Genomic DNA, 26,676 nt, shown 5'->3' with positions numbered 1-26,676 from the left:
CGGTTTTGACGGCCCTGGCAACGGACGATTGTGTCGTCCGGGCGCAATCATATTTGCGTCGATTAAAAAACGGGATTGGTATTGAACGCGTATGTCTCCCGTTCGCAACATGGGATTGACTCGAGCGAATCACTTGACGCGTTTATTTCTTTTTCTTGATCAATCGTTTATTGGAAGCTGCGCCACGCGGCGTGTCCTTGTCGGCCGATACGCCGCTCGCCACCGTTAATTCTTCGAGCCACGACAGCGCGTCCGCATACGATAAAAACTGCTGCAGATATCCGGGCGACGATTCGCGCATCAACGACAACGCTCGATGCACAAGGCTGCTCGAATTAAGCGGCCCCGCGTTTCCAGGCACTCGCGCGAGCGATTGCTTGAATTGTTTTTCGGCGCTGATCGTGTTCCACGTTTGCCTGAAAAATTCCAGCGCCGCCATTTCCGGATACGAGCTGGTTGCGTGCTTGCTTGCAATGTAATCGAGCAACCCGGCGAGCGGTCCTGATTTTGAATCGCCAATGACTGTGTCACGCATTGCGTGTGCAGCAAGATCATCAGCATACGCATCGATCAACTTAACTAGCTTTTCGTCCAGAACGCGCCGCGCTTCGCCGTCATGTGCCATTGCGCGTCGCGCCATTGCTTCGATAACCCGAAACCGCACCGGATCGAACCGGTCGTCGCCGCTTTCGCGCCAGGCATCGAGCGTTGCACGGACTTTGCTCATGGCGCCTTCACCGTTGCTGCCGATGGTTTCGGAACAGGCGCGATCTCGACGCGCCGATTCTTTGCGCGCCCGGTATCGTTCGCATTCGATTCAACCGGCTGCTGCGAGCCGAACGCGGCCGCAAACAGCGAAGACGATGGCACGCCTTCATCGATCAAAGCGCGCGTCACCGTCAGCGCGCGCTGCGCCGAGAGTTCCCAGTTGTCCGCAAAACGGCGATTGCCTTCGCGCAACTGGCGGTCATCGGTAAAGCCGCTCACCATCAGGATTTGCTCGTTGGCTTGCAGATATGCCGTCAGCGGGCCGGCAAGGCTCTTCAGGATCTTCCGGCCTTCGGGCTGCAACTGGTCGGAGTTGAGCGCGAACAACACGCTGCCATTGATGCCAATGCGCCCGTTGACCAGCGTCACGCGACCCGCGGCCAGCGGTCCGGCGAGCGCCTGCTCCAGCGTCTTGCGCCGCTGCGCTTCCGCTCGATGCTGCTTGACCTCGTTATCCAGCTTGCTCGAAAGCTCCAGCTGCACGCCGATAACACCCACCAGTATCAGCATGAACGCGCCCAGCAACACCGACATCAGGTCCCCAAAGACGGCCCAAACTGGCGCTGCGGGTTCCACGCCGCCGTCGATATCCTCGCTCATGCCACTTCAGCTCCGGCAGACGTTCGCTTGCCGCCGATCTGCTGCAAGTCTTCAACAATCTGTTTCTGCGACCTCACGCTCAAGTCGATGACTTCACGCGCCTGCGCGACGTAATACGCAAGCTGTTCGTCGCTGCGCGTGAGGGATTTGTCGAGTGCGGTTTCAATGCGCTGAAGGTGTGCCACGAGCTTGTCGTTCGAATCGCCGAACAACTGCACGGCCACGCCGAACGCTTCGCCGAGGCTCGCGACCTCGACCGCACCGCCCGTGACTTGCGCCGCGATCCCCGCGAGCTTGGCCGTTTCTTGCTCGACCTTGTCGGTGAATCGCGTGCCTACGCGATCGAGCAGATCCGCCGATGTGCTGACCAGCGCATCGACGGCCGAGCGCTGCTCCGTGGATGCGTGGTTCACGGCATCGAGCAGGGTTTCGAGCGTTGCCAGCAGACGGCTGCGTTCTTCGAGCATGGCGGTATCGCGGACCATGCTGTCGGAGAGCTTGATGCGCAATTCGGCGATCATTTCAGCCGCCGCTTTTGGCGCTTCCGATGCCGCCTGCACAAGCCGCGAAATCTCGTCGATGGTCTCGCTCGCGTGCGCCTGCGTTTGCGCGGAAATATCGCGTGCGGTGTCGGCGAGCGTGTTGCAGATTTCCTGTTGCCGCGATGCGGTGCGCGCGCCGGATTGCTCCCACTCGCGGCTGAGCGTTGCCGCCACGGATTCAAGCTGACCGGTCCATGTGGCGAGGCGCGCTTCATCGAGCGATGCGAGTTTCGTCTGCAACGCCGCGTGGGATTCATCGACCTTGGTCAGCAACGTTGCCGAATGCTGCTCGAAGGTCGCGGCCGCCGCGTTCAGCGCGTGCTCGTTGTGCTGCGCCAGTTTCTCGCCGACACGTTCCTGCTGCAGCAACGCGTCGCTCCAGACCGCCGATACGCTCGCCGTCGTGGTTTCAAGCCGCGTGGAAACGCCGTCCAGAAGGCTGGCCGAACGCTGCTCGAAAGTCTCGGTAAAGCGATCGAGCGATACGCGCAAATGTTCGGACAGACCTTCGGCGGAACGCTGATGCGCGGCGAGCGACTGATGCCAGATATCGGCAACGGTCGTGGCCGTCGATTCGAAACCGTTCGACACACCATCGAGTTGCCGCTGCACCGCGGCCGCGACATTGCTGTGCAACGCCGCCGATTCGCGCGCGAGACCTGCCATGGTTGCCTCCATGACCGGCTGCAACGCGGCGCCGGCGGCGCGCGCGCTTTCGGCGACGCTTTCTTTCATGGATCGTTCCACCGATGCAGCCAGCCGCGTGTAGATTGCTTCCGTTCGTCCGTGAAACGCGTCCTGGCTCGCGGCCTGCCGTTCGTTCAACGCGAGATTCTGCTGTTCGATGGTGGTCATCATCGATTGCAAACGATCCACCAGCGTAGGCATGACTTCCGCCTGACGCTGCAGGAGCCTGAAGGTTTCCTCGCGTTGATGCGTCTGCGAGTAGATGCGCAAGGTCGTCGCGATTTTCACGTCGAGCATGTGCGCGGCCTGGATCCGTTCGCGGCGGCACAACGCGGAAAGCAATCCAAGCATGGCGGAAGTCGCCACGCCTGCTATCGACGTGCCGAACGCAAAACCCAGCCCCTTGACCGGCGCTGCAAGCGACGCGCGGATTGCCGGCAAGTCGGTCGCGCTGTCGAGCGCCATGCCCGTGCCTCGCAACGTTGCGACCATGCCGAGAAGCGTGCCGAGCATGCCGAGCAGCACCAGCAATCCCACGAGATACGGCGCCAGCGCCGGGCCGGGCAAGGCCACGCGTTCTCCCTCGATACGCAAACGAGCCGGGTTGCGCAGGCTGGCTGGCAATTGTTCGAGCCACGCGCCGAGACTTGCGGGCGGTGAATACAATCCATCGATGGCGCGCGTCAGGCCGGATGTGGCCTCGCTGTATCGTTTCAGTTCGAGCGCGCCCGCCACGTAGCAGGCGGCGATCAGCAGCGTGACGGCCAGCGCGAGCAGATTCGTGCCGATATAACCCGCGCCGATCCAGCACACGGCGGCAAGACCCGCCAGGAACACAACGAGATTGATCAGATTTCTGGACATAGCGTCCCAGTTAGCTAGTGCGAAGGGCGGCGAGCAACCCTTCGACCGGTTGAAAACGAAGATCCAGTTCCGCCAGCAGCACACTCTGCGCATCTTTGCGGAAAATTTCGAGCCATGCGCCGGCGGGATGGTCGCCGGTCAGCGTGTCCTGCTCCGCGCGACGCAGACGCTCGAAATGTTTGCCCAGCAGCGTGGGCACGGTTCCGAGCAAAGTCCGCTCGCGGGGGCTCAATGCGCGTTCCATGACGGCATCGACTTCCGCGAGGCGCTTCGTGGCCGGCGTCCTTAAGGCGAGTTTTGCCCGCAGTCGGCCGCGCAAATTGCCGATGGCGGTTTCCATCGACTGTTGCAAGGTCAAATAGCCTTGGCGGAAGACTGGATAGTCGGCGTTCGTTTCGATGTGAACCTGCCCCCCCGCGCCTGGCCGTTTCTTCGGGGCGCCGAACACGCTGTCGCTGGCGATGGTGTTTGCCAGCGCGCCGCGCACGGCCGCGTATTCGTTCTCTTCCGGGCTGCTCGAAGTTGGAACGCCTTTCGCAACGCCCACCGGATTGCCGGCCACCGAATTGCCGGCCATCGGATTGCCGGCCGCCGGCATGCCACCCAACGCCGTCGACAGCGCGATTGCATCGGTCCAGTGGAGCCATTGGCTCAGCCGGTCCGAAAGCGACTGCGCGGATTCGGTAAATTCGACGTCCGTCAGGCGCGCAAGTAAGCGAATGAGCGCCGGGCCGCTGAGAGCTGTGCGCTGAGGAGCTTGCACCATTTCGCCAAGGTCAAAAAGTCCGCTAGTTTACACGGCGGCGGGTTCGATGCCGCCGATATGTGAGCAATGGTCAAAACTGGCGTTCTGCAACGATGATATTTTGCTCGATGTTAGCGGCACAGCGGCTTGTCGGGTCTTTGCGGAGGGTAGGCGATCCAAGCGATGTTGCGAAGCGTGTCCGGTACCGCTGCTCATTGCGCACCTCGTAATGAAGGCACGGTGCCAAGTTCGAACCAAATCAAGGCGTTGGCCGACAATCAGCCGAGTTGTCCACAGCCTTGCCAACAAAAACTGGGGATAAGTTGTGCAGGCAGATTCTGCATTCCCCCCCCCCAGGTTGTTAAGTGTATTAATACATGATACACTTGATCCGTAGTAATTCGAATGGCACACCATGATCAAGTCTTTCAAGCACAAGGGTGTGCAACGCTTGTTTGAAACCGGTTCGGCAGCGGGGATTCAAGCAGCACACAAAGAACGGCTGAGCCGTCAACTAATGGCACTGAATAGAGCTAAATCTCAGCAGGACATGAATCAGCCTGGTTGGAAACTACACTCCCTTAAAGGTAACGAAGCAGGCGTGTGGTCAGTAATAGTGAACGGTAACTGGAGACTGACATTTACCTTTGAAGGAGAGGATGCGATCCTCGTCGACTACCGGGACTATCACTGAAAAACGATGGTCATGTCGGTAACCTAATTTGTGAAGTGTCAATAAGATCCGGTGCATTGGTATAAAAAGCCCGCTTTTTTTAGCAATACATTCGAAGTCACCATAGTGAAGAGAACTATGTCAAACATATTCAATCCGCCGCACCCTGCTGCAATCCTTCGGGAAGACGTGCTTCCGGCACTAAACCTGACCGTCACAGAAGCAGCGGAGCAACTCGGCGTGTCGCGTGTCACGTTGTCACGCCTTCTTAACGAGCGTGGTGGCATAACGCCTGAAATGGCTTTGCGTATCGAGCAATGGCTCGGGGTTGAGCGCGGAGGGCGGGCCGATCTGTGGCTTGGTATGCAGCTCGACTACGATCTCTGGCAGGCGCGCAAGCACACGCCGAAGTCCATCAAGCGGGCACCGGCCGAAGCTGCGGTTTAGCCTGACCTAAAACAACTCATGCTGCCGCGAAATCAGCATCTGAAAATCGCTTTGTAAAAGCGGTAGGATGGCATCGGCGATAGGCTGAAGCTGGCGCGTCAAATAATGGTCGTAATCAATTCCCGACCGCCAGGTTTCAAGCGGCTCGGGCCCGGCGCTCGTCATCAAATAACTGATCCAGCCGCCGCGTTGATATTGCAGCGGCCGTCCTTGCTCACGATTGAACTCATCGGCAATGCGCGCGGCGCGCACATGCGGCGGCACATTGCGCTCATAGGCATCGAGCGGACGGCGCAGGCGCTTTCTGTAGATCAGCAACTCATCGAGTTCACCGCTCAAAGTGCGGCGTACATAGTCGCGCACATAGTCCTCATGCGGCTCGCGTTTGAAGATGCGCGAATAGAGTTCGCGCTGAAATTGCTGCGCAAGCGGCGTCCAGTCGCTGCGAACGGTTTCGAGTCCCTTGTAGACGATTTCTTCGCTTCCATCGGGAAGCAGGCTCAAGCCCGCATAGCGCTTTTTGCTGCCTTCTTCCGCGCCGCGAATCGTAGGCATGAAGAATCGCCGATAGTGCCGCTCAAACTGCAATTCCAGCGCGCTCTCAAGCCCAAAACGTTCGCGCACATCTTCTTGCCACCAAGCGTTGACGCGTTCAACGAGCGCGCGTCCTATGCGCGCTGCTTCGTCTTCGCTATGTGCATGGCGGAGCCACACGAACGTGGAATCCGTATCGCCGTAGATCACTTCGTAGCCTTCCGCCTCGATCAGTTCGCGCGTGCGCCGCATGATCTCGTGGCCGCGCATGGTGATCGACGAAGCCAGCCGGGGATCGAAGAAACGGCAACCGGTTGAACCGAGCACGCCGTAAAACGCGTTCATGATGATCTTCAGCGCTTGCGAAAGCGGCTTGTTATTCTCGCGTTTGGCTTCGTCGCGTCCTTTCCAGACCTGGCCCACGATTGCAGGCAAGCTATGACGCGTGCGCGAAAACCGCGCGCCGAGAAAGCCGGGTACGGAATGTTCATCGCCGGGATGACGCATGCCGTCGACAAGACCCACCGGGTCGATCAAAAACGTACGAATGATCGATGGATACAGGCTTTTATAATCGAGCACCAGCACCGAATCGTAGAGGCCAGGGCGCGAATTCATCACGAAGCCGCCGGGACTTGCAGCGCCGGCGACATCGCCGAGATTGGGCGCAACGAAGCCTTGCCGATGCATCCGCGGCATATACAAATGCGTGAACGCGGCGACGGAACCGCCCATGCGGTCGGCAGGCAATCCCGTAACTGACGCGCGTTCGAGCAGGAACGGAAGCAGTTCTGTCGCCGCGAAAATACGCGTGACGAGTTCGCAATCCTTCAGGTTGTAGTGCGCAAGCGCGGGCTTGTCTTCGTCGAAGCGGCGCTGGATTTCGTCCATCCGCTGATACGGATTGTCGATGGCCTTGCCTTCGCCAAGCATCGTTTGCGCCACGTACTCAAGGCTGAACGATGCAAAGCTCCACGTAGCCGAACGCAGCGCCTCGATGCCGTCGATCAACAAGCGTCCCGCCGCGGCCGCGAAGAAATGATTCTGCTTGAGACCATGTTGCCGCCATTCCATGACGCTTGCGCCACGCCCGAGCCGCAGCGGCACGTTGTATCGTTCCGAATGTTCCTGCAAGACGCGCAAGTCGAACTGGATCACGTTCCAGCCGATGATCGCATCGGGATCGAAACGTTCGAGCCAGTCGTTGAGCTTCTCCAGAAGTTGCCCGCGCGTCTCGCAGTATTCGAGCTTGAAGTCGATACCGCCGGCGTCGCCGTTGGGCGGTCCGAGCATGTAGACCTGGCGCTCGCCGCAGCCTTCTAACGCGATCGAATAAAGCTCGGAGCGCGCGCTGGTTTCAATATCGAGCGATACGAGTTTCAGCTTCGGCCGATAACCTTGCACAGGTTTCAGCTCGGCATTGATGAGCGGAGAGAAGGGTTGAGCGTCAGCTAGCGCTTCACCGCTGAACGCGACTGGCGCCGTGATGAAACGCTCCATCATGTAGCGATCGGGCGGAAACACATCGGCTTCGTACACATCCACGCCGCCTTGTTTCAAGCGACGTTCGAGCGCGGTCAATTGCCGGTATTGCGCCGTATAAAGCCCAAGCACTGGCCGATGACTGAAATCCACCAGATCCAGCGGCCGCAACTCCGCGCGCTTTTCGCGCTGCAATACGAACTCGGCGCGCTCGCGTTGTACCGCCGGAATGAAAGCCACCGATTCTTGCGGGCGCAGCCGCAGATGGCGGGGACCCTCGTCCGTCGCCAGCCAGAATTCGACGTCCGTGCCATCCGGCGTGTCCCGCCAGTGCCGTGTCAGAATGAAACCGTGTTGGTGCCCGCTCAAATGACCGCCTTGAAAACCCGTTGCTTAGGGAGATTTTAAGGGCTGCGCACGTTCAGCGTTCGAATCGCTGATTCGCGGGATTTTTTCTTTTCGATGTCGATTTCCGCGCTCGCCGATCGTCGCAGGATCAAGCAGGTATTTTTCGTCCCTGCTCCAACTTTTGCGCCGAGGTAATCGACGATGACATTGCAACTCTACGCCCACCCATTTTCGTCTTACTGCCAGAAGGTCCTGACCGCGCTTTATGAGAACGGCACGCCGTTCGAGTATCGGCGTGTCCACCGTGCACGTCGCGATTGAGCGCATGGAATAGCGAGGCGCGCGACATCGGGCAGCGTGTTGTGCTGGCGGTGGTAGCGCGCTCGCCTATCGCGCGTCTCTTGGCCTTCAAGAAAGAACGCGGCTGGCGCGGCCTGAAGTAGTATTGCGATACCAATGGAAATTTTAGTCTCGACCATCACGCCATCGATGATGATGCCGGCCTGAATGTGTTCACTCGTCGCGATGGCGTGCTTCGCTATTTCTGGAGCGGCGAGACGGGATTTGCGACCGCTAATCCAAGACAAGATCCGCGCGGCGCGCCAGACCTGATGCCGATCTGGATCATCCTCGACACGACGTCCGAAGGCCGCGGGAGGAACTGGTATCCGACGCTGGACTACAGCGGCTGATGCGCCATAGCCGCTTATCTTCCGGCGACCGCGCGTTCGATTTTCCGGTCAGTCTTGTACTGACTTAACGCGTAGACCGACCAGATTGCGGCGGGTATCCAGCCGATTATCGTGAGTTGAAGAATCAGGCAGATGATCCCGGCGATCGGTCGGCCGATGGTAAAGAACTGAAGCCAAGGCAAGATTAACGCGAGCAAGAGACGCATGGATTTTCCTTATGGTTGGTCTGGTCAAGATGACTTACGCGAACCGATTTGGCTCGCTGTGTCAGCGGCAATATACAGTAACGCCGCGCGCGTCCTGTGTCCTACGAAGCGCGGCTCTCCTTCAAAAACGCGCATCCATATGCGTGCGCGTTTGATATCCATATAAAAATTCCTACGTTTGCGATGCGCGTCGTGCGTCCTAGCATGTGAGACCCGGTTGCTGACCGGTTCGCAGCAGCGCTTCTTCGCCCGATCCCAGACAGGAATTCAGTTAGATGAATGCACGACTTATCGCGCTTGCCGGCGCGACGACCCTTGGCCTTTCCATCGTGCTGAGTGGTTGCAGCAAATCCGAATCTGCCGCGCCTTCATCGCAAGCCTCCGCCAAGCCCGTGTCCGGCGGCGCGCTTACATGGGGCGTCACGACCGAACCCGCGTGCTTCGACCCGCATCGTTCGTCGCAGCAAAATGCGTTCTGGGTGATCCGCAATTTCATCGATTCGCTGATCAGCAAGAAGACCGACGGCACTTACGCGCCGTGGCTCGCGAAGTCGTGGAGCGTGGCCGACGATGGCAAGAGCTATACCTTCAATCTCCGCGATGACGTCAAATTCACCGATGGAACGCCGTTCAATGCGGCAGCGGTCAAGGCGAACTTCGACTACATTCTGGCCAACGTGAGCACGACGTCGGCATCGGCTTCGTTGCTGGTTCACTTCGATCACGCCGAGGTGGTGTCGCCGACAGTCGTCAAACTCGTCATGAAGCAAGCCGATTCCACGACGCTCGAATCTCTCTCAAGCGTCAAGCTCGGTTTCATCTCGCCGAAAGCGTTGGCCGAGAACAAGGACCTCTGCGGCGGCGGTCCGGGAATCGTGGGAACGGGACCGTTTGTGTTCAAGTCGTATCAGCGCGGTCAATCAGCCGTGTTCGAGCGCAATCCGGATTACCAATGGGGAGCCGGCAACGCGCAGCATCAGGGTCCGGCTTATCTGGATCGCGTGACGTATCGTTTCCTGCCGGAGGCCGCCGTGCGGACCGGCGCGCTGAGCTCGGGGCAGGTCGATTTGATCGAAGGCGTGCAGCCAACGGACATCGGCGTATTCGACAAGGTCGATGGCTTCCAGTATCTGACGGGACCGTCGGCCACGACATCGTTCACGCTCAATATCAATTACACGGTCGCGCCAGCGAGCGACGTCCGCGTGCGCCGCGCGCTGCGTGATGGCTTCGACCTCGATGGCATTGTGAAGAGCGTTTATCTCGGGACCGTGCGGCGCGCGTACTCGAACATTGGTCCGGACAACGCGGATTACGATGCGACCCTCAAGGGTTCATGGGGCAACAAGATCCCGGAAGCCAACAAGCTGCTCGATGAAGCTGGATGGACGCAGCGCGACAGCGAAGGTTTCCGCACGCAAAACGGCAAGCGTTTGTCGATTGAAGTCGGTTATCCGCAGCCTTACGTACGCGACAGCCGCGACGTTCTCATTCGCGCGGTGCAGTCCGCGCTGCGTCAGAACCTCGGTCTCGATCTTGGCCTGAAGATCACCACGGCGGGCGACTTCGCGAACCAGAAGGCGACCGGGAACTGGACTATCTATCCGAACACGGACAATCCGTCCGACGTTGCAATGGAACTCTGGGACATGCTCGGCGACCAGGGTTTTCTCTACAACGCGATCAAGAATCCGGACGCGACCATCACGAGCGATATCAATCATGCACGTCTCTTGCCCGTGGGCGAAGAGCGGCGCAAGTTGCTCGCCAAGGTCCAGACGCGGGCGGTGGACCAGGCGTTTATCGTGCCGCTGTTCGCGCCGGCGTATCACCTCGCAGCAAAATCGAACGTGCATGGGATTGGTTTCGAACCGCAACTGGATGGTCCCGCGAGTTCCTACGATGTCTGGGTGGAAAAGCAAGGAGGCTGAGATGCTTGCGAAGATTGTCACGCGGCTCGGCACAGGCGTGCTTGTATTGTGGCTTGCCGCGACCGCTGCGTTTATCGCCATACATGCGTTGCCGGGACGCATTGAGGACGTGCTCGCGGGCGACCTTGCCTACCCGGGTCTGCGCGAGACGATCGCCGCGCAGTGGGGACTGGATCGCAGTCTGCCGTGGCAATACGGGCAATTCCTGCTGCGTCTCGGCCACGCTGATCTGGGGACATCGTTCGTGATGCAACAGCCTGTTGCGGCCGTGCTGCAAAGTCAGCTTCTGCCCACGGCGCAGCTTGCAGGTTCGGCAGGTCTGCTCGCCGTTGCTTTGGCGATCCTGATTGCAACGCTGACGGCTGGAACGACCACCTCTCATGGTGCGTGGGGCAGCCGCATTGCGTCGATACTCGAACTCACCTTCACGTCCACGCCTGTTTTCTGGCTCGGCATGTTGTTGCTGATCGCGTTCTCGTTCCAGTTGCGGCTCTTTCCTGTTTCCGGTGCAAATGGATGGCGTTCGCTCGTGTTGCCTGCCGTGACGCTGGCGCTGCCTACCGCGGGAATCCTGTCGCAGGTCATGCGCGAGGCGCTCGAGGCCGCGCTCGAAAAACCGTTCGTTGTTACCGTGCGCTCGCGAGGTCTCGGCGAGCTCGCGTTGCGCTTTCGCCATGTGCTCAGGCACGCATTGTTGCCGGTCGTGACGTTAGGCGGATGGCTTATCGGCAGCTTGCTGGGAGGCGCGGTCATCACGGAAAAAATGTTCGGGCGGCCGGGCATTGGCAGCGTGACGCTGAACGCGGTGACGTCTCAGGATGTGCCGGTCGTGCTTGCTGTAGTGTTGCTCGCGGCCTTCGTGCATGTCGTGATCTCGACGCTGCTCGACGTCGCATATCTTTTCATCGATCCACGGTTGCGCAGCGAATGAGCGAACTCAATAACCTTTCCATAACGCAGCCCCGGCGCACGCTTTTTAAGGCTGCGCCGCCCAGTGTGTTGCTTGCCGCAGCTTTCCTGATCGTGCTGGCCGCGGCGATTGCTTATCCGCCGTTAGTCACGCACTTCGATCCGCTCGTCAGCGATATTGGCGAGACGCTGCAACCTCCGAGTGTGGCGCATTGGTTCGGCACGGATCGCATTGGCCGCGATGTCTTCGCCCGCGTGATCTACGGCGCGCGTTATTCCATGCTGATCGGTCTTGCAAGCATGATCGTGGCGTTAGTAATCGGGCTCGTGATCGGCATGACGGCAGGCCTCGGAAAACGCCTCGCCGACGAATCCGCATCACGCGTTTTCGACGTCCTCTCCGCATTTCCGCCCGTGTTGCTGTCGTTGTTCGTGGTGACGTTTCTCGGGCAGGGCATCGTGAATATCGCGATCGCGGTGGGCATTGCGGGGATTCCGAAATTCGGCCGCGTGCTGCGCAGCCAGACACTCGTGGTGCGTCGCGCGGACTACGTGACGCACGCGGTCAGTTACGGCTTGTCGCGCAGCCGCGTGTTCCTGCGCCATGTGCTGCCCAACGTGCTGGTCGTCGTGCCGGTGATCGCGACCATCGATATAGGCAGTGCGATCATTGCGGTATCGGCGCTGAGCTTTCTCGGTCTCGGTCCGCAACCGCCCACGCCCGAATGGGGCGTGATGCTCGCCGAGGGACGCGACGTGCTGCGCGTTGCATGGTGGCCGAGCGTCTTTCCGGGAATGGCGATCACGCTGACCGTGGTCGCATTTTCTGTCATCGGCAAGTTCCTGCAACGGAAATACGAGGTGCGTACGCGATGACCACAACGGCAAAAAAGCTCGTCGATATTCGCGGCCTCAGCGTCAGCTTTGCTGGCGCCAACGGCGGACAGCCGCTCGTGCGCGGCGTGGATCTTTCCATTCACGCGGGCGAATGTGTTGCGCTCGTGGGCGAGTCCGGTTCGGGCAAGAGCCTGACCGCGCGCAGCCTGATCGGACTGGCCGGGGCGCAAGCAGTGATCGATGCACGACAGTTCGATATCGACGGACGTCCTGCGTTGCGCTTCACCGAGCGTGAATGGCGCGGCTTGCGCGGCACGTTTGCGGGACTCGTGATGCAGGACGCGCTAGTCTCGCTCGATCCGCTGCGCACCGTCGGCGCGGAAATTGGGGAGGTGCTCGCGCATCATCGGCTCGTACGTTCACGCGGCGAGCGGCACACGCGCGTTCATGCGGTGATGAGCGACGTCGGCATCCCGGACCCCGAGCATCGCGCGAAGCAATATGCGCACGAGTTGTCGGGCGGCTTGCGTCAACGTGCGCTGATTGCATCGGCGATTGCGGCGGGCCCCGCGCTCGTGATTGCCGATGAACCCACCACGGCGCTCGATGTCACCGTGCAGGCGCAAGTGCTCGCGGTGCTTGCCGAGCGTCTTGCGCAAGGCGTGGGCGTGTTGCTGATCAGCCATGATCTTGCGGTCGTTGCGGGGATTGCCGATCGCGTGCTGGTGATGCATGACGGCGAAGTCGTCGATAGTGGCACGACGCACAGCGTGCTCAACAATCCTTCGCATCCCTACACGCGCCAGTTGCTCGCGGCGCAGCCTTCAGCTCGATCGCGAGGGCATCGGCTGAGTTCTGCGCGCATTGTTTCCGCAGCGCTCGATACGCCGGACGCGTTGCCTTTGATCGTACGCGAACCGTTGCCGCCAAGACGCGCACGTTCGGAACAAGCAGTGTTGCGTGTCGATGCCATCGGCAAGCAGTATGTGCGTCGTGGCAAACATCGTGGCGAAGCGTTCACCGCGTTGCAGGATGTGTCGTTTGCCGTGCATGGCGGCGAGGTGGTCGGCATTGTCGGCGAGTCGGGTTCGGGTAAGAGCACTTGCGCGAACATCGTGCTCGGATTGATCGCGCCAGATGCAGGCAACGTCGAGTTCCTCGATACACATTGGAACGGTCCTCGCGTGTCCGAGCGCGAACGTCGCGCGTTGCGGCCGCGCCTTCAGTACATTCCGCAGGACCCGCTGAGTTCGTTCGATCCGCGTCATAGTGTGCAGCAGTTGCTCGAGGAAGCGCTGTGGTCGAAGCAGCTGTCTAGGCCTGCGCTGCTTGCGCGAAGCGTCGAGTTGCTCGAACAGGTTGGACTGGACGCGGCGTTTCTTGTGCGTCGCCCGTTGTCGCTTTCAGGCGGGCAAAGACAGCGCGTAGCCATCGCGCGTGCGCTCGCGCCGGAACCCGCGTTGATCGTCTGCGATGAACCCGTGTCCGCGCTCGATGTTTATGTGCAAGCGCAGGTTCTCGATTTGCTCGCCGAGCTGCAGGCGCGCCTCAACACGGCGCTATTGTTCATCTCGCACGACCTCGATGTGGTGCGCCACGTCAGCGACCGCGTGCTGGTGTTCAAGGACGGGCGTGTTGTGGAAGAGGGCGATGCCGAACGCGTATTCGCCGCGCCGGAACATGCGTACACGCGGTTGCTGATGTCGGCGACGCCCGCGCTCCGGCAAGCGGAGAAGCGCGCGGCGGTGGCTGTTCCAGCGGCCGCGCTCGAACGCGAGTTGCTCTAGTCAGCGCTCTAAACCGCCACGGCTGAAGCGCGCTCGGCCGTGTACCGGTTTTCCGGAATCGCGAGGCCGAGGTGGTCACGCAGCGTGGTCCCTTCGTACTCGCGCCGGAAGACGCCGCGCTGTTGGAGAATCGGAATCACGCCATCGACAAAATCCTGCAAGCCGCCCGGCAAAGTGTCGGGCATCAGGTTGAAACCGTCGGCGGCGCCGGCTTTGAACCAGCGTTCTATGTCATCCGCTATTTGCTCAGGCGTCCCTACTATCACGCGATGCCCGCCGCCACCTGCAAGCGCGCGAATGAGCTCACGCGCCGTATAACCATGTTGGCGCGCTTGCGCGATCGTCGCGTGGAAGAACGTATGGTTGCCATTCCCTTGACCCGGCAACGTCAGGTTATCCGGCAGCTTTTCATCCAGCTTCAGGCGCTCCGGTGCGATGCCGAGCGTGCCGGCCAGCCGCGTCAGGCTATAGCTCCACGGAATCAGGTCCACGAGTTCATCGCGGCGGCGCAGCGCTTCTGCCTCGGTTGCGCCGATGATCGTCGTCAGCCCCGCGAGAACTTTCACAGCATCCGGACCACGGCCATAGGCGGCTGCGCGCGTCTTCAAGTCGCGCGCATAACCCAGCGATTCATCGAATGATTGCGAGGCCGAGAAAACCGCCTCCGCATGACGCGCGGCGAGATCGCGGCCATCGCCCGACGCGCCCGCTTGCACCAGCACCGGATAACCTTGCGGCGATCGCGGAACATTTAGCGGACCTTGCACGGCGAAGTGCGTGCCTTGATGCGCCAGTGGATGAACCCGGTCCGTATCGGCGAAAAGGCCCGTCGCCTTGTTGCCGACGATCGCGCCTTTCTCCCAGCTGTCCCAGAGCGCTTTCACGACGTTCGTGAACTCCGCCGCGCGTGCGTATCGCTCTGCGTGATTGGGCACCGCGTCGCGCCCGAAGTTGCGCGCCGAACCCAGGTCAGCGGTCGTCACCACGTTCCATCCGGCGCGGCCGCCGCTGACATGATCGAGCGTCGCGAATCGGCGCGCGATGTTATACGGCTCGTTGTAGCTGGTGGAGGCGGTGCCAATCACGCCAATACGCGATGTCGCCGCGGCAATGCTCGCGAGCAGGATGGTCGGTTCGAGCGCTGTGATCGGGCGGAAGTTGATCTGATCGGCAATGGACGCGTTATCGGCGAGAAACACGGCGTCGAATTTCGCCGCCTCAGCAATCTGCGCGACACGCACGTAATGCTTCACATCGATAAACGCGTGCGGATCAGCTTCCGCAAGTCTCCATGCCGACGGCACGAAACCCGAATGCAGGATATTGACGTTGAGATGAAGGCGGCGGGGCGGCAAGTTAGTCATGACAGTCCGTTGTTTGATCTGCAGGCCGCAAGACCTGAGCTTTGATTGACGCGTCTGCCATTTTCAAGCCGAGTGCCGCTTAGCGCGACCAATAAATCCGCTAATCGATATATCGCTTGGCACTAAGCGAAAGAAGTGCTTGGAGCGCCTGACCTGCAAATTTGCTTAAGCAAATTTGCGTCAAACCTTAGATCAAATCAATCGTTAAGCTGGCGAGTTCGCCTCGCTAGACTATTTTGTCGGCGTTGCAGTCAGCGCGCGTGGACAAGCTCATTCAACCAGTCAAGGGGTAACGCCATGGGCGTGACGGCCATCAATGTGCGCAATCAGTTCAGAGGGCACATCAAGGAGATCATTCGCGGGTCCGTGCTCTCGGAGGTGGATGTGGAAACGCCAAACGGGATCGTGACGTCGGTGATCACGACAAGGTCTATCGATGAACTCGAGCTGAAGGTCGGCACCGAAGTCGTTGCGCTTGTCAAATCCACGGAAGTGTCCATCGCGCGTCTTTGAATGGCGTTTAATTTGCGGAGAAATGAATGACGACGTCAGCATTGTCGGACGCTGCGCTTTACGCGCGGTTCGCCGAAGTATTCAAGCACATTGGCGAGGGCGCGCTAGCGCGTGAGCAAAACCGTGAGCTCGCGCGCGACGCGGTCAAGCAACTCAAGGAAAGCGGTTTTACGGCGCTGCGCGTGCCGCGAGAATACGGTGGCTCGGGCGTCAGCCTGCCGCAATACTTCCGCTTGTTGACGCGCCTGGGTGAAGCCGATTCGAACTTGCCGCAGATCATTCGCGCGCATTCAGGGTTTATTGAACAGCGGCTTGAAAGCGATGACATTGCAGCGCGCGAGAAATGGCTCGGGCGCATTGCAAAAGGCGAAACAATCGGCGCGGCTACATCGGAACGAACAGGCTCCACGCACAACAGCGTGACCGTGACCGCCGATAAAGACCCGGCGTATGTTCTGCTCAACGGCGAGAAGTACTACAGCACGGGCACGCTCTATTCGGAATGGATCAACGTGGCCGCGCACGATACGCAAAGCGATCTTCACGTGCTGGTGCGCAGCGACGCGCCGGGCGTGGCGCGCAACGACGACTGGGACGGCTTCGGCCAGCGCCTGACGGCGAGCGGCACGACCCGCTTCGACAATGTTCGCGTTTCCGTCGACCAGATTCTTTCTCGATACAAGGCCTCCGAACCTCGTCGCAATTCCTTGCTTACCGCTTTTTACCAGGCGGTCCATCTCGCGACGCTTGCCGGCATCGCCCGCGCGGTGTTGCGTGACGGCGTTGCGTTTGTCCAGGGCCGTACTCGTACTTTTGGCGTGGCCGGACAATCGAGTCCGCGTGACAATCCGCTCGTGCATCGGGTAGTGGGACGGCTTGGAAGTCTTGCGTATTCTGCTGAGGCGCTGGTCGAGGCGGTTGCCGCTGCGCTTGAACGTGTGCATCAGGCGCGTATTGCCGGGACGGTGACTACGGCGGATTACATTGCCGTCGATATTCAGGCTTATCAGGCGCAGCAGATCGTGCTCGAACAGGTGCTGGAGGCGGCGACGCTCTTATTCGAAGTTGGTGGTGCATCGGCGACGAGCGAGGCCCGCGGACTCGATCGCCACTGGCGCAATGCACGCGTGATCGCTTCGCACAATCCGGCGATTCAGCGCGAAGCCGCGGTTGGCAATTACCATTTGAACGGGACCGCGCCAGACGAGCGTTTCAGTCTGGCTCACGCTTCAGCGCATGCCTCAGGAAACATGTTTAGGCCAGGCGAAGAAACAGTGGTGCAAGACGAATTCGCCGGAACCGGCAAATGAAGAACTTTTAACTGCTTTGACTCAGCTAAGGTAAACCCGCGGTCGCCGCAATGCAGTGCATTACGACGACCGCGTGCAGATCAGCAGACTGACCTGGTTGTGCTTGAAACTCAGGCTGGAACGATGTTCGACGCCTGCTTGCCCTTCGGCCCTTGCTTCACTTCGAACGTGACTTTTTGATTCTCCTGAAGGCTCTTGAAGCCTTCTGCCTTGATTTCCGAGAAGTGTGCGAACAGGTCTTCGCCGCCGTCATCCGGCGTGATGAAGCCGAAGCCCTTTGCATCGTTAAACCATTTGACCGTACCGGTTGCCATGAGTGTGTCCAGAAAAAATTTAAAGCTAAAAAATGAAAGTAGAACCGAGGATAAAGCCAGGGCGCCGAGACGCATCGCATTGCATTGTTGTGACAAGACTTCGCCAAATGCTTAACGTGTCCGTAACGAAGATACCTTGCCGTGCAGGACGCTCTTGGAATTATCGCGATTCAATTGTACGCCGTGCCAATAATTATTGAAGCTTTCCAAACCGGAAAACCTGCAATGCAAAACGTGCCGGCGTGCAGATTTCAGCTTAACGCAAATAATCGGGTTTACTAAAGCCCTGAAAACGCTAGTCTGCGACCCGCCTTAGCTCTGGCGGGCAGTACGTGCGGCGGATGTATCCTTTTCGTACGGCTTTTCACGTTCATTTGTACGTACCGCGACGAGGCTGCGGTAATTGAGCGAGAGCTTTTCGGGCAGCATCTCGTTTGTCAGTTTGAGTGCAGTAGCGAGAGTTGGAGTTTTGGTTGATGCATGCTCAAGCCACGTTTTTGTTAGCGCGGCAATTACGAGTCCTTTAGCGGCGGTATCTTTATCCCGTGTGGGTTTATTGCAATATTGCCGGCAGACAGCTTTACCGATCAGGAAGCCCGGCTTAGGCGTTAGCCAGCCAATTATTGCAGCAGCATGACGGCGTGCGACGCATTTGTTGCGTCTTGGGAACTGAAACATTTGCGCTGTTTTTGCCGTGGAAGGTTTTTAAGCTTGTCGCTGTATATACCAATAGCGCAATGGCATCTCGACAAGACGACTAAGCTTTAATCGGTGATCGCTCGCAAATTTTATTTAGTAAGATCCGGTGCCAGGTGCAATGGCGTCGAGCGCATTGTCGGCAAGCGCGAGATTGGAATCCAACAAGCTTTCTTGTTGCCTTCGCTTCCTAGCATCGACTAGGTTTCGTAGCGGACTTGGCCCGAAAGCTACAGCTTCCCGCGCCTTCGGTTGCATGAAAATAGCGACGAAGGCGGCGGACTTGCAGCGGGAACAACATGGTGCGTGTTCCTGGCGCTCATGTTCATTGCACCGGATATGCAAGCAGGCTGCCGTCTTTCAACAGCCGCTCGAGATGGCGCGCAATGTCCGGCGCGCCGGTCATCTCGCCGAAGCTGCCCCGGGTCATCGGACCGAATGCGAAGAGGCCGGCGGACACGTTGCCATCGGCATCGCGTATGCGGCTTTGAAGATCGGTATCCAGGCCTGCTCGAACCGCATCCAGACGCGCGAGCCTGCTTTCGAGCAAGGACTTCACGAGCGGATTTCTATCGATGTCGCGCGCCGGTCCCGTGCAAAACACAACGGCGCCGAAGTCATGTTCCTCTATGCGGCCGCCCGGGCTTTTGAGCCCCACGCGAAAGCCATGCGCGTTGCGATGTATATCCCCGATACCCGCCGTCACCACGCTCATCTGCCCTGATTCAATCGCTCGTTCGATAGCTGCGTGAATCTGCGGCGCGATACGAAACCGGTGCACGTCCCAAAACGGCAGTAGCCGCTGGACAACACGGCGTTGCTCGTGCGCCGACAACGCGTTCCAGATGCGCGGAAGCTCGAAGCGAAATGCGTCCGCAGCGGGCTGCCAGCCGAGGTTCGCTTGCTTGTCGCGGGCGATGCGCTGACGCAGCTTTTTCACCAATTCACGCGCGGTTTTTGGGGGCGCGGTGTCGCCGAGGAAGTCGGCGGTATCGGCGAAAATGCCGTGCGGTTGCGCGCGCAGGCCACGGCGCGAAATGGCCGTAATGCGTCCGCGATGTTCGCGGCCGAGCAATGTGACGGCAACGTCGGCCATGGTCAGTCCGGTGCCAACGAGAAGCACCGCTGCATCGCGCGGAATGGCGTGCAACGCATCGTGCGACCACGGATGCGCGATCAGACGAGGGTCGTGTAATGCGTCTTCATCGATACGTCCCGGCGGTTGCGACGGCGTGTGTCCGAAGCAAAGTGCAACGCGTTGCGCTTCAAGTTGCGAACCATCGTCGAGCGTGACGATATAGCCCGCGTTGCTTTTGGAAAGTCCGATAGCGCTTGCCTGCCGATGACTTACGTGGACATGCGGAGCGGCTTCGGCCACCACTTGTTTCAAGGTTGCATCGACATATTCGCCGTATCGCTGCCGAGACACATAATAGTGCCCCTGCTCATCGATACTGCCTGCGTCCAGCGCTTCGTGCTCTCTGAGCCATCGCGTGGCGTGCGTCGAGTCATTGGCGAAGAGGCTCATCCGATCGCTCGGGACATTGATTCGGTGCAGCGGTTCTGTGGTGCCGTAAGCAATCCCGCGCCCCAGTTGCGCCGATGGTTCCACAATGGTGAAGTCGAGATTGACGCCGGCTGGACGCGCCTGGATGGCGTGGATTACGAATGCAAGTCCGGTGAAACCGCCGCCAATGACGATAATGTTCGCCACGTTTCCCTGATCTTGTGTTGTCGATGAATCGATCATGATGCTGAAGTCTCGTGAAGCGCCCGGGCTAAGCGGGCGAGGCCATGTTTGGGTCAGGTCGCTCATGTCGCTTGCCTCGCGCTCAAGGTCGCTTGCGTGCGACATGCATGCAGTATCGTAATGTGTCGCTACGAAAGTGGAGCACTTCGAACAAGTCCGAGCTGCATGGGTGTCGAAGGCATGCCGCTCGACGCGACGCACCAGACTTTCCGGCGTCAAGTCCCAAAGCCGTGCGCGGTTCTTGTTTGGCGAGCGTTGAATCGACCACCACATTCGCGTGGCCGATACGAATGATGCCGCGTTCTTCGATAAGCTTGGAAAATATGCATTCGCGGATGAGGCGGGTCTTCTACGAGTGTCTACAGGGAGCGAATCCATTCTCGCGCGGCGGAATGTTCAATCAGGTGTCGAGGATACCTCAGACCATGCTTGCACAAAACGCCGGGTAAAGCTTGAAATTCACTAAGCTATTCAGAATTTATTACTTTGTTCAAACCTACACATCGGTAAATTGCATCGGAATCCGAATCATATTAACCGGGTCAATTTAAACAATGCTGTCACGAGGGCACGATTCTGCGGCAGCGCATTTTCTTGACGGAGCTGCGAAGCATGTTCAAGCATCTGATTCGAGGCGACGCTCTGCTAGCGCTTCTCTTCGACCTCGGGGCGAATTTTACTTTTTTCCGCATTCGCCGCCGATAGCAAGACTGTCACTGTCGCATACCGGACAGACAGCGAGCCGTCGAAGATCGCCGAAGCGAATGGTCTGTACAACATCAGACACACAGGCCCTTCGATCTGAGTGTGAACTTGAGTGACGGCTTTTGAAATTGATTTGGATATCGAACTAAATACAATGTCACCTGTACATTGAAAGGCGGGGCGGAAACGTGACCGCGCAGCAACAATGGATGATGCGGAATTTCCTGACACGGTCCGCGCTGGAAATTCGGTTCCGCCGTGCAAATCGTTTCCTCATAGTTGAAAAAAACGCATCGCGCGAACATAACCTTACTTTGATCGAAAGCAAAAAGTAATATTCCGGCGCGTGGCCGAACGCTTGTCGTGCTAATAAGAAGGGCAACGGTTAATAACAAAAATCTAGAATTTAGCCGCTATTTCGGCGCATTTGTCCGTCAAAGCCGACAGGAACGCCGCGCTCTCGCCAAACGCGCGATAGCCGGGTTAACATTTGACGCTTTCCTTTCCGGCGCGGCGACCTTGTATAACGCCAAGCGGACGAGCGTATCGGCCCAAATCGCTTGCCCTATCAGGGCGAAACTGATTTGCCTCCAACCGCCGCGTCCGGTAAGGTGACGCTTCCACCGTGCGCTCGCATGGGCAGTGAGTCGTTCCCATCTTTGAGAAAACAGAAATGAACAAGCAAGAACTCGTTGACGCCGTGGCGTCCGCTACAGGCACCAGCAAGGCCGCGGCTGCCGAGGCTATCGATGCATTTATCTCCACCGTAACGCAAGCCGTTGTCAACGGCGACAGCGTTCAATTCGTCGGCTTCGGCACGTTCAGCACGGGTCAACGTGCAGCGCGCACGGGCCGTAACCCGAAGACCGGCGATGCCATCCAGATCGCCGCTGCCAAAACGGTCAAGTTTACCGCCGGCAAAGCGTTCAAGGATCTGGTAAACCAGTAAGCCGGTGGGCGTGTCCGGCATCGCCTTTTAGCTTCTGGACACTAATAAGCGCCGCTCCGCGGTGCTTGCGGAACAGGCCGGATCCGTCAGCGATCCGGCTGTTTCGAACATGGTCGCGTACCTGCGCCATGTATCAACTTACAATTCCATCGAGCATTCGCCTTGGCACCGCCGCCGTTGTGCGCTAGTTTTTTGTTGTCACAAAATCGGTGTGTCGAACGTCTGTTGTTATGTACACATCCATCTATCCTTCTCAAATGCGAGGATCGGCTTTCTTCTTTTCATCAGGATTGAAGTCAGCCACGTTTCGCCGGGGAACCACGCAACATGGACGATGCCACTCGCGCGTTTGACAAGCTTCGCCCGCGTTTGCAGGGCATTGCGTACCGCATGTTGGGCTCGGTGGCCGAAGCTGAAGATGTCGTTCAGGACGCCTGGTTGCGCTTGCATTCTGCCCGGCAAGACGCGATCGAGAACACCGAAGCATGGCTTGTCGCGGTCACGACTCGGTTGGCCATCGACCGGTTGCGAGCCGCTAAAGTGCAGCGGGAACATTACGCCGGCATCTGGCTGCCGGAACCTGAAATCAGCAATTCGGCCCAGTCGCCCGAGCAGATGAAAGAGCGGGCCGACGATGTATCGGTGGCCTTCCTGATGGTGCTGGAACGCCTGACGCCCGAGGCGCGCGCCGCGTTCTTGCTGCGCGAAGTATTCGATGCCGACTATGACGAAGTCGCCAGCGCCATCGGCAAGAGTGAAACCGCGTGCCGTCAGCTCGTGAGCCGCGCGAAGATCCAGTTGCGCGATGAGCGCCCGCGTTTTGCCGTCCCTCGCGAGATTCATCATCGGTTGGTGACCGCCTTTGCGCAAGCTGTCGAAGCCGGTGACTTTCACGCCATCAACGCTTTGCTTGCAGCCGATGCGCAACTCATCGGCGATGGCGGCGGCAAGGTGCCGAGCTTTGGGAAACCACTTGAAGGCGGCAGGCGCATTGCGCAGCTTTTCTTTGCCGCGAGCAGACGTTATGGACCCGCTGTGCGAGTGGAGCTTGCATTGCTCAACGGGCAGTGGGCATTGCTCCGTTTTATCAATGATGAACTGGAATCAGCGCAGTCATTCGAGACCGACGGCGAGCGCATCGTGCGTATTCTCGTTCAGCGCAATCCGGACAAGCTGGTTCGCATTGCGACGGCTTTTGGCGGTTGCTGAGATTGTTGTCATGGAGTCAACGCAGTGCGCACCTGAGCGTATCTACCGGTGCAAAAGCGTTAAACCTACGATGATTCCCGAGCGGCATGTCGCCGCCGCCAGTGCTTGTCTTTCGAGGACTGGCTGACCCATCGGATTCCGGAGTGACAATGACGAAACGTCTCAACTATATCCAGCAATCGCCTGAACTGTTCAAGACGTATCTCGAGTTCAGCACGCTCGTGAAGGACGGTTCGATCGAAAAATCGATCGGCGATCTGGTCACCATCCGCGCATCGCAAATGAATGGCTGCGGATTTTGCCTCGACATGCATGTCAAGCAAGCCAGGATTCATGGTGAGCGCGAACTGCGGCTTCATCACGTTGCAATATGGCGCGAGTCGACGCTGTTTTCTCCGCGCGAGCGGGCGGCTCTTGCGTGGACGGAAGTGCTCACGCGCCTGCCCGAGCACGGCGTACCCGATGAAATTTATGAACGTGTTCGCGGCGAGTTGTCGGAGAAGGAATTGTCCGACTTGACGTACGCGATTGTCGCGATCAACGGATGGAACCGCGTTAACGTGGCGTTCCAGACCGTGCCCGGTTCCTCCGACAAAGCTTTCGGACTCGATAAGGCCAACCTGGCATAACGCAGTTTTCAAGCGATGGTGCCGCGAGGCGTAAACGCCGCACGGCAACCTCAGCAAACGATTTTCCGTTAAGGAGATGTCCGCGTTGGATTTACTCAGGTGATGAATTTGCTTTAAACGGAGGTACAAAAAAATCCACGAGCCGGCGTCACAAAAGCGAAAGGTGGAACGTCTTGTCTGGTATGAAACCATCAAGCCACCTTCAAACTTTTCGCCGCGTGCGTCGGGGGACATGATGATGTCGATCAGTCAAATGCTCCCGCTGCAAAGTCCTGGCGACGACTCCCTGGCGTGCAGCTTCGCCACGAGTTACGCCGGCGTGGTTGCGTTTCTCGCCGTGGTGAGCGAAGGCAGTTTCGCGAAGGCGGGTGATCGGCTCGGCATTGGGCGTTCAGCAGTGAGCCGCAACGTCCAGAAGCTCGAAGCGCAACTCGACGCCCGCCTATTCGTGCGAACCACACGCAGCACATCGCTCACGCGCGAAGGCGAACTGTTTTTCCAGAACTGTCATCCCGGCGTCGAGCGCATTGTTCAGGCGCTCGAAGACATGCGCGAACTGCGCCATGGCCCACCTCGCGGGCATCTGCGTATCTCTGCCACCACTGGATTCGGCCGCAAGGTCGTCGCGCCGTTGCTGAAGGGTTTCCACGCAATATACCCGGACATAACGATCGACTTCGTGCTTAAAGATAGTCCCGCCGACTTTACGTCGGACCGTGTCGATGTAGCGTTTCGCGACGGCAAGATGGAAGACAGCCAGGTCGTCGCGAAGCAGATCATTCCCATGCAGATGCTCGTGTGTGCGTCGCCTGCGTATGTTGGTTCACATGGCTTGCCACGTACGGTAGACGATCTCCATGGTCATCGATGCATCAACTTGCGCACGGCTTCCGGGCGCGTCGCCGAATGGGAATTCAAGGTTGGCGGGCTAAGCCGCAAGCTTGTTCCAAAGGCGCTCAATACCTTCAACGACGCGGATCTCGTCCTTCAATCCGTAATTGAAGGGCAGGGGCTTGCGCAACTCGCCGCATACCAGGTGAGCGATTTATTGCGTGGCGGCCGCCTGCGCGCGTGTCTTGCTCAACATTCGCCCGATGATCGCGGCCATTACGCGTGCTATCTCAGCCGCAAACATCTGCCTGCGCGAATCCGTGTGTTTATCGACTATATGACCGAGAAAATCAGGGCGCTCGATCTGCAGTGTCCGCCGGATTCGCGACCACAGTTGCAGTGTCTCGCGATTGATAATGCTGTTGAGCATCGAGCTTATTTGTGACGGCATCCTAATGATCAAAGATATGCATCCGTGGCAACAAGTCGTGACCGTGCTTCGCCGACTGGGCGATGTTCGACCGCCAGCCAAAATCACGCGGATTCGATCCACCAGACTTCAGGCAATAGAGCAGCACGTCTTCGTGCGTGTTGTCGACCGTCCTAGCGGATCGACCGCAACGGTTGAGTGGGGCGATTCGACATCGGGCTATTACGGCGACCAGATCTGGCGCAGAGGAAAAGCAAAATGCGCCGGGATTTGCGCGGCGACTGGCGGCGCGATCGCACGGGGCGATCTGGTTTATCGTCCGCGCGGAGGACGAGACACGCCGGCCAATGCACACGCGATGATCCTTGCTTCGGTTGTCCCGCCTTTTGGTATGGCGCCGTCTGGCACAGGTTAATCGACGCGCGACAATTTATCGAATACCTCGGCCAGTAGTTGTTTAAGCCGTTTGCGTCTTGGCACCGCGTTCTCGTTTGAGTCTTCTACAATGCGGATGACTGCGAACCCTACGATTTGCGCAGCCAGCAGCGCGCCGCGCTCACGCGCTTCACGGCCACCTATTGCTTTGACCAATGGCGCGATGAAGTCGCGGTGAAGGTATTCCGAGAGTATCGGGCCAGCCGTCACGCTGCCTATGGAGGCAAGCAGCAGGCGCAATGGATCGTATCCCGATCGCCATGCTTCTTCGTCGACTTCGCCCATCAGCAAGTTCGCCGCGCGTTCCGGCAACGCGTCGATTCCTTCATGCAGCAACGCTTCGACGTCGAAAGCCTGCGATGCGATTTCCCGAAACAAGCTTTCCTTCGATCCAAAATAGCGCAGCACCATGGCCGGGTCGAGTTTCGCATCGGATGCAATTTCACGCACGCCCACGCCGTCGTAGCTGTTCTGCGAGAAGCGGATTTTTGCGGCTTCGAGGATGCGCAAACGTGATGCTTCCGAATCTCTCGTGGTTTTTTGGGAGGTCTGCACGTCAGGGTCCGGTCGTCAGTATCAATTCGGGATCTTATCAACAGCTGTTGACAAAAGCCATTTCCGAATTTAGTCTACGGTCGTTGACTTTGACCAGGAAACGGTCATGCGTTTGAACGGTAAGCTTGCAGTCATCACTGGCGGCAGCAGTGGCATCGGCTTCGAGACCGCGAGATTATTTATGGATGAAGGCGCTCGCGTTGTTTTGATTGCGCGTAACCGCGCGCGGCTGAACTCGGCACTAGAAGGTCTGGGCGAGGGCGCTATCGGCGTAACGGCGGATATTTCGCGGCCGGACGCGCTCAAGCTTGCAATTGCCAATGCTCAAAAGCAGCTAGGTGGTATCGATATCCTGTTTGCCAACGCAGGCGTGTCGGAAACACCGCCCATTGCGGAAACATCGGAGCAAGCCTTCGACGACTTTATGAATATCAACGTCAAGGGCACAATTTTCACGGTGATCCATGCGCTTCCTTTCTTGTGCGAGGGCGCTTCGATCATTCTGACGGGCTCGGTTGCGGCGCGCAAAGGTCGACCCGGCGATCCGCTTTATGCAGCGAGCAAGGGTGCGATCCGTAGTTTCGGTAGAACACTTGCGATGGATGGTGATGTGCTTGCGAGGCGCATTCGCGTGAACGTGCTCACGCCGGGCGCGACGGTCACGCCGTTGACGCAGGAAGCGACCGGGAACCCCGAAGTTCATGCGTACATTGCGGAGATGGTGCCAATGGGCCGATGGGGCGACGCACGCGAGATCGCACAAGCGGCGCTATTTCTTGCGTCGAATGCATCTTCATATATGACGGGCTCGGAGATCACAGTCGATGGCGGTCTGGCGCACGTCTGACGGTGAGGTCAGCGTTAACCCTACGTTTTAAATCCGGCATTTCCCAATCAAAAAGTTTTCATATAACATGCAAACCAGATAAATTGA

General features: G+C 58.7%; 25 protein-coding genes and 2 pseudogenes. 16 read left to right on the top strand and 11 right to left on the bottom strand.

All coding sequences use genetic code 11. The features are described 5' to 3' along the window. Positions 1-142: 142 nt before the first annotated feature. Genes ASG35_RS17430 through ASG35_RS17415 form a run of 4 tightly spaced genes read right to left on the bottom strand, consistent with a single transcriptional unit; the run spans position 143 to position 4,227 of the window. The gene (locus ASG35_RS17430) at positions 143-727 is read right to left on the bottom strand and encodes a DUF2894 domain-containing protein (RefSeq protein WP_056359913.1); all 585 of its coding nucleotides are present in this window, start codon (positions 725-727) and stop codon (positions 143-145) included. Next, positions 724-1,368, bottom strand: a complete 645-nt coding sequence (locus tag ASG35_RS17425) for an OmpA family protein (RefSeq protein WP_056359911.1) — start codon at positions 1,366-1,368, stop codon at positions 724-726. The genes ASG35_RS17430 and ASG35_RS17425 overlap by 4 nt, the downstream gene beginning before the upstream one ends. Further along, entirely contained in the window at positions 1,365-3,461 is a 2,097-nt protein-coding gene (locus tag ASG35_RS17420) for a DUF802 domain-containing protein (protein WP_056359907.1), read from the bottom strand. Before ASG35_RS17420 ends, ASG35_RS17425 begins: the two co-directional genes overlap by 4 nt. Before the next feature lie 10 nt (positions 3,462-3,471). Beyond that, positions 3,472-4,227, bottom strand: a complete 756-nt coding sequence (locus ASG35_RS17415; protein ID WP_056359903.1) for a DUF3348 domain-containing protein — start codon at positions 4,225-4,227, stop codon at positions 3,472-3,474. A gap of 394 nt (positions 4,228-4,621) precedes the next feature. Here ASG35_RS17415 and ASG35_RS17410 point away from each other — a divergent pair, with 394 nt between their 5' ends. Both ASG35_RS17410 and ASG35_RS17405 read left to right on the top strand, forming a co-directional pair. After that, entirely contained in the window at positions 4,622-4,900 is a 279-nt protein-coding gene (locus tag ASG35_RS17410) for a type II toxin-antitoxin system RelE/ParE family toxin (RefSeq protein ID WP_056359900.1), read from the top strand. Positions 4,901-5,017: 117 nt separating this feature from the next. Continuing rightward, positions 5,018-5,326, top strand: coding sequence for a HigA family addiction module antitoxin (locus tag ASG35_RS17405; protein ID WP_056359897.1), 309 nt, complete (start codon positions 5,018-5,020; stop codon positions 5,324-5,326). Between the two features lie 6 nt (positions 5,327-5,332). Here ASG35_RS17405 and ASG35_RS17400 read toward each other — a convergent pair whose 3' ends face one another. After that, on the bottom strand, positions 5,333-7,711 hold the full coding sequence (locus ASG35_RS17400) for a DNA polymerase II (protein WP_056359893.1): 2,379 nt from the start codon (positions 7,709-7,711) through the stop codon (positions 5,333-5,335). A gap of 180 nt (positions 7,712-7,891) precedes the next feature. On the opposite strand from ASG35_RS17400, the pseudogene ASG35_RS30815 reads away from it, so the two are divergent. Together ASG35_RS30815 and ASG35_RS30810 are read left to right on the top strand one after the other, a co-directional pair. Next, positions 7,892-7,984, top strand: a pseudogene (locus tag ASG35_RS30815) (glutathione S-transferase N-terminal domain-containing protein); the annotation flags it as partial. Then, positions 7,975-8,382, top strand: a pseudogene (locus ASG35_RS30810) (DUF899 family protein); the annotation flags it as partial. The pseudogenes ASG35_RS30815 and ASG35_RS30810, both read left to right, overlap by 10 nt. A gap of 14 nt (positions 8,383-8,396) precedes the next feature. On the opposite strand, the gene ASG35_RS17390 reads toward ASG35_RS30810, so the two are convergent. Then, the gene (locus ASG35_RS17390) at positions 8,397-8,588 is read right to left on the bottom strand and encodes a YqaE/Pmp3 family membrane protein (RefSeq protein ID WP_056359886.1); all 192 of its coding nucleotides are present in this window, start codon (positions 8,586-8,588) and stop codon (positions 8,397-8,399) included. 275 nt (positions 8,589-8,863) lie between these two features. Here ASG35_RS17390 and ASG35_RS17385 point away from each other — a divergent pair, with 275 nt between their 5' ends. The 4 genes from ASG35_RS17385 to ASG35_RS17370 are packed head-to-tail and all read left to right on the top strand — an operon-like array spanning position 8,864 to position 14,052. After that, positions 8,864-10,519: an ABC transporter substrate-binding protein gene (locus tag ASG35_RS17385; protein WP_056359883.1), complete on the top strand. Its 1,656-nt coding sequence runs from the start codon at positions 8,864-8,866 to the stop codon at positions 10,517-10,519. A gap of 1 nt (position 10,520) precedes the next feature. Beyond that, the gene (locus ASG35_RS17380) at positions 10,521-11,450 is read left to right on the top strand and encodes an ABC transporter permease (RefSeq protein ID WP_056359879.1); all 930 of its coding nucleotides are present in this window, start codon (positions 10,521-10,523) and stop codon (positions 11,448-11,450) included. After that, positions 11,447-12,304, top strand: a complete 858-nt coding sequence (locus ASG35_RS17375; RefSeq protein WP_056359877.1) for an ABC transporter permease — start codon at positions 11,447-11,449, stop codon at positions 12,302-12,304. The genes ASG35_RS17380 and ASG35_RS17375 overlap by 4 nt, the downstream gene beginning before the upstream one ends. Further along, positions 12,301-14,052 carry a dipeptide ABC transporter ATP-binding protein gene (locus ASG35_RS17370; RefSeq protein WP_056359874.1) on the top strand — a complete coding sequence of 584 codons (1,752 nt, stop codon included), beginning with the start codon at positions 12,301-12,303 and terminating at the stop codon, positions 14,050-14,052. Before ASG35_RS17375 ends, ASG35_RS17370 begins: the two co-directional genes overlap by 4 nt. Positions 14,053-14,060: 8 nt before the next feature. On the opposite strand, the gene ASG35_RS17365 is transcribed toward ASG35_RS17370, so the two are convergent. Beyond that, the gene (locus ASG35_RS17365; protein WP_056359872.1) at positions 14,061-15,416 is read right to left on the bottom strand and encodes an LLM class flavin-dependent oxidoreductase; all 1,356 of its coding nucleotides are present in this window, start codon (positions 15,414-15,416) and stop codon (positions 14,061-14,063) included. A 297-nt stretch (positions 15,417-15,713) separates the two neighbouring features. Here ASG35_RS17365 and ASG35_RS17360 point away from each other — a divergent pair, with 297 nt between their 5' ends. Continuing rightward, on the top strand, positions 15,714-15,929 hold the full coding sequence (locus ASG35_RS17360) for a TOBE domain-containing protein (RefSeq protein WP_056359869.1): 216 nt from the start codon (positions 15,714-15,716) through the stop codon (positions 15,927-15,929). A gap of 26 nt (positions 15,930-15,955) precedes the next feature. Next, positions 15,956-17,239 carry an acyl-CoA dehydrogenase family protein gene (locus ASG35_RS17355; RefSeq protein WP_082508432.1) on the top strand — a complete coding sequence of 428 codons (1,284 nt, stop codon included), beginning with the start codon at positions 15,956-15,958 and terminating at the stop codon, positions 17,237-17,239. Between the two features lie 110 nt (positions 17,240-17,349). On the opposite strand, the gene ASG35_RS17350 is transcribed toward ASG35_RS17355, so the two are convergent. The 3 genes from ASG35_RS17350 to ASG35_RS17345 all read right to left on the bottom strand — a co-directional run bounded on the left by ASG35_RS17350 (position 17,350) and on the right by ASG35_RS17345 (position 20,065). Further along, a complete protein-coding gene (locus ASG35_RS17350) occupies positions 17,350-17,553 on the bottom strand; it encodes a cold-shock protein (protein WP_031356584.1) in 204 nt (67 codons plus the stop codon). 312 nt (positions 17,554-17,865) lie between these two features. Next, complete coding sequence (locus ASG35_RS31430; protein WP_156393217.1) at positions 17,866-18,231, bottom strand: hypothetical protein; 366 nt, start codon at positions 18,229-18,231, stop codon at positions 17,866-17,868. A gap of 343 nt (positions 18,232-18,574) precedes the next feature. Beyond that, positions 18,575-20,065 (bottom strand): FAD/NAD(P)-binding protein, encoded by a 1,491-nt coding sequence (locus ASG35_RS17345; RefSeq protein ID WP_162244417.1) that lies wholly within the window; start codon positions 20,063-20,065, stop codon positions 18,575-18,577. 1,294 nt (positions 20,066-21,359) lie between these two features. On the opposite strand from ASG35_RS17345, the gene ASG35_RS17340 reads away from it, so the two are divergent. From ASG35_RS17340 to ASG35_RS17320, 5 genes are all read left to right on the top strand, one after another. Further along, positions 21,360-21,653, top strand: coding sequence for an HU family DNA-binding protein (locus tag ASG35_RS17340; protein ID WP_268761130.1), 294 nt, complete (start codon positions 21,360-21,362; stop codon positions 21,651-21,653). Positions 21,654-21,980: 327 nt separating this feature from the next. Then, a complete protein-coding gene (locus tag ASG35_RS17335; protein ID WP_056359860.1) occupies positions 21,981-22,862 on the top strand; it encodes an RNA polymerase sigma-70 factor in 882 nt (293 codons plus the stop codon). 149 nt (positions 22,863-23,011) lie between these two features. Continuing rightward, positions 23,012-23,491: a carboxymuconolactone decarboxylase family protein gene (locus ASG35_RS17330; RefSeq protein WP_056359858.1), complete on the top strand. Its 480-nt coding sequence runs from the start codon at positions 23,012-23,014 to the stop codon at positions 23,489-23,491. A gap of 253 nt (positions 23,492-23,744) precedes the next feature. Next, entirely contained in the window at positions 23,745-24,767 is a 1,023-nt protein-coding gene (locus ASG35_RS17325; protein ID WP_200945750.1) for a LysR family transcriptional regulator, read from the top strand. After that, on the top strand, positions 24,745-25,167 hold the full coding sequence (locus tag ASG35_RS17320) for a DUF3331 domain-containing protein (RefSeq protein ID WP_235527580.1): 423 nt from the start codon (positions 24,745-24,747) through the stop codon (positions 25,165-25,167). Before ASG35_RS17325 ends, ASG35_RS17320 begins: the two co-directional genes overlap by 23 nt. On the opposite strand, the gene ASG35_RS17315 is transcribed toward ASG35_RS17320, so the two are convergent. After that, positions 25,164-25,742 (bottom strand): TetR/AcrR family transcriptional regulator, encoded by a 579-nt coding sequence (locus ASG35_RS17315; RefSeq protein WP_082508429.1) that lies wholly within the window; start codon positions 25,740-25,742, stop codon positions 25,164-25,166. The genes ASG35_RS17320 and ASG35_RS17315 overlap by 4 nt on opposite strands. Before the next feature lie 106 nt (positions 25,743-25,848). Here ASG35_RS17315 and ASG35_RS17310 point away from each other — a divergent pair, with 106 nt between their 5' ends. Further along, positions 25,849-26,589 (top strand): SDR family NAD(P)-dependent oxidoreductase, encoded by a 741-nt coding sequence (locus ASG35_RS17310; protein WP_056359852.1) that lies wholly within the window; start codon positions 25,849-25,851, stop codon positions 26,587-26,589. Positions 26,590-26,676 lie beyond the last annotated feature (87 nt).

Source organism: Burkholderia sp. Leaf177 (genome assembly GCF_001424345.1).
In the GTDB taxonomy this organism is placed as follows: Bacteria; Pseudomonadota; Gammaproteobacteria; order Burkholderiales; family Burkholderiaceae; genus Caballeronia.
Note: the sequence above shows the minus strand (reverse complement) of the source record. Positions and strands in the feature narration are given on the sequence as shown.

Excerpts from the sequence above, each read along its gene's own strand:
- ASG35_RS17370 (WP_056359874.1), top strand. The coding sequence starts at position 12,301 with ATGACCACAACGGCAAAAAAGCTCGTCGATATTCGCGGCCTCAGCGTC.
- ASG35_RS17420 (WP_056359907.1), bottom strand. The coding sequence starts at position 3,461 with ATGTCCAGAAATCTGATCAATCTCGTTGTGTTCCTGGCGGGTCTTGCC.
- ASG35_RS17325 (WP_200945750.1), top strand. The coding sequence starts at position 23,745 with ATGCTCCCGCTGCAAAGTCCTGGCGACGACTCCCTGGCGTGCAGCTTC.
- ASG35_RS17430 (WP_056359913.1), bottom strand. The coding sequence starts at position 727 with ATGAGCAAAGTCCGTGCAACGCTCGATGCCTGGCGCGAAAGCGGCGAC.
- ASG35_RS31430 (WP_156393217.1), bottom strand. The coding sequence starts at position 18,231 with ATGTTTCAGTTCCCAAGACGCAACAAATGCGTCGCACGCCGTCATGCT.
- ASG35_RS17385 (WP_056359883.1), top strand. The coding sequence starts at position 8,864 with ATGAATGCACGACTTATCGCGCTTGCCGGCGCGACGACCCTTGGCCTT.
- ASG35_RS17415 (WP_056359903.1), bottom strand. The coding sequence starts at position 4,227 with ATGGTGCAAGCTCCTCAGCGCACAGCTCTCAGCGGCCCGGCGCTCATT.
- ASG35_RS17345 (WP_162244417.1), bottom strand. The coding sequence starts at position 20,065 with ATGAGCGACCTGACCCAAACATGGCCTCGCCCGCTTAGCCCGGGCGCT.
- ASG35_RS17375 (WP_056359877.1), top strand. The coding sequence starts at position 11,447 with ATGAGCGAACTCAATAACCTTTCCATAACGCAGCCCCGGCGCACGCTT.
- ASG35_RS17365 (WP_056359872.1), bottom strand. The coding sequence starts at position 15,416 with ATGACTAACTTGCCGCCCCGCCGCCTTCATCTCAACGTCAATATCCTG.
- ASG35_RS17405 (WP_056359897.1), top strand. The coding sequence starts at position 5,018 with ATGTCAAACATATTCAATCCGCCGCACCCTGCTGCAATCCTTCGGGAA.
- ASG35_RS17355 (WP_082508432.1), top strand. The coding sequence starts at position 15,956 with ATGACGACGTCAGCATTGTCGGACGCTGCGCTTTACGCGCGGTTCGCC.
- ASG35_RS17360 (WP_056359869.1), top strand. The coding sequence starts at position 15,714 with ATGGGCGTGACGGCCATCAATGTGCGCAATCAGTTCAGAGGGCACATC.
- ASG35_RS17410 (WP_056359900.1), top strand. The coding sequence starts at position 4,622 with ATGATCAAGTCTTTCAAGCACAAGGGTGTGCAACGCTTGTTTGAAACC.
- ASG35_RS17380 (WP_056359879.1), top strand. The coding sequence starts at position 10,521 with ATGCTTGCGAAGATTGTCACGCGGCTCGGCACAGGCGTGCTTGTATTG.
- ASG35_RS17350 (WP_031356584.1), bottom strand. The coding sequence starts at position 17,553 with ATGGCAACCGGTACGGTCAAATGGTTTAACGATGCAAAGGGCTTCGGC.
- ASG35_RS17335 (WP_056359860.1), top strand. The coding sequence starts at position 21,981 with ATGGACGATGCCACTCGCGCGTTTGACAAGCTTCGCCCGCGTTTGCAG.
- ASG35_RS17310 (WP_056359852.1), top strand. The coding sequence starts at position 25,849 with ATGCGTTTGAACGGTAAGCTTGCAGTCATCACTGGCGGCAGCAGTGGC.
- ASG35_RS17330 (WP_056359858.1), top strand. The coding sequence starts at position 23,012 with ATGACGAAACGTCTCAACTATATCCAGCAATCGCCTGAACTGTTCAAG.
- ASG35_RS17390 (WP_056359886.1), bottom strand. The coding sequence starts at position 8,588 with ATGCGTCTCTTGCTCGCGTTAATCTTGCCTTGGCTTCAGTTCTTTACC.
- ASG35_RS17425 (WP_056359911.1), bottom strand. The coding sequence starts at position 1,368 with ATGAGCGAGGATATCGACGGCGGCGTGGAACCCGCAGCGCCAGTTTGG.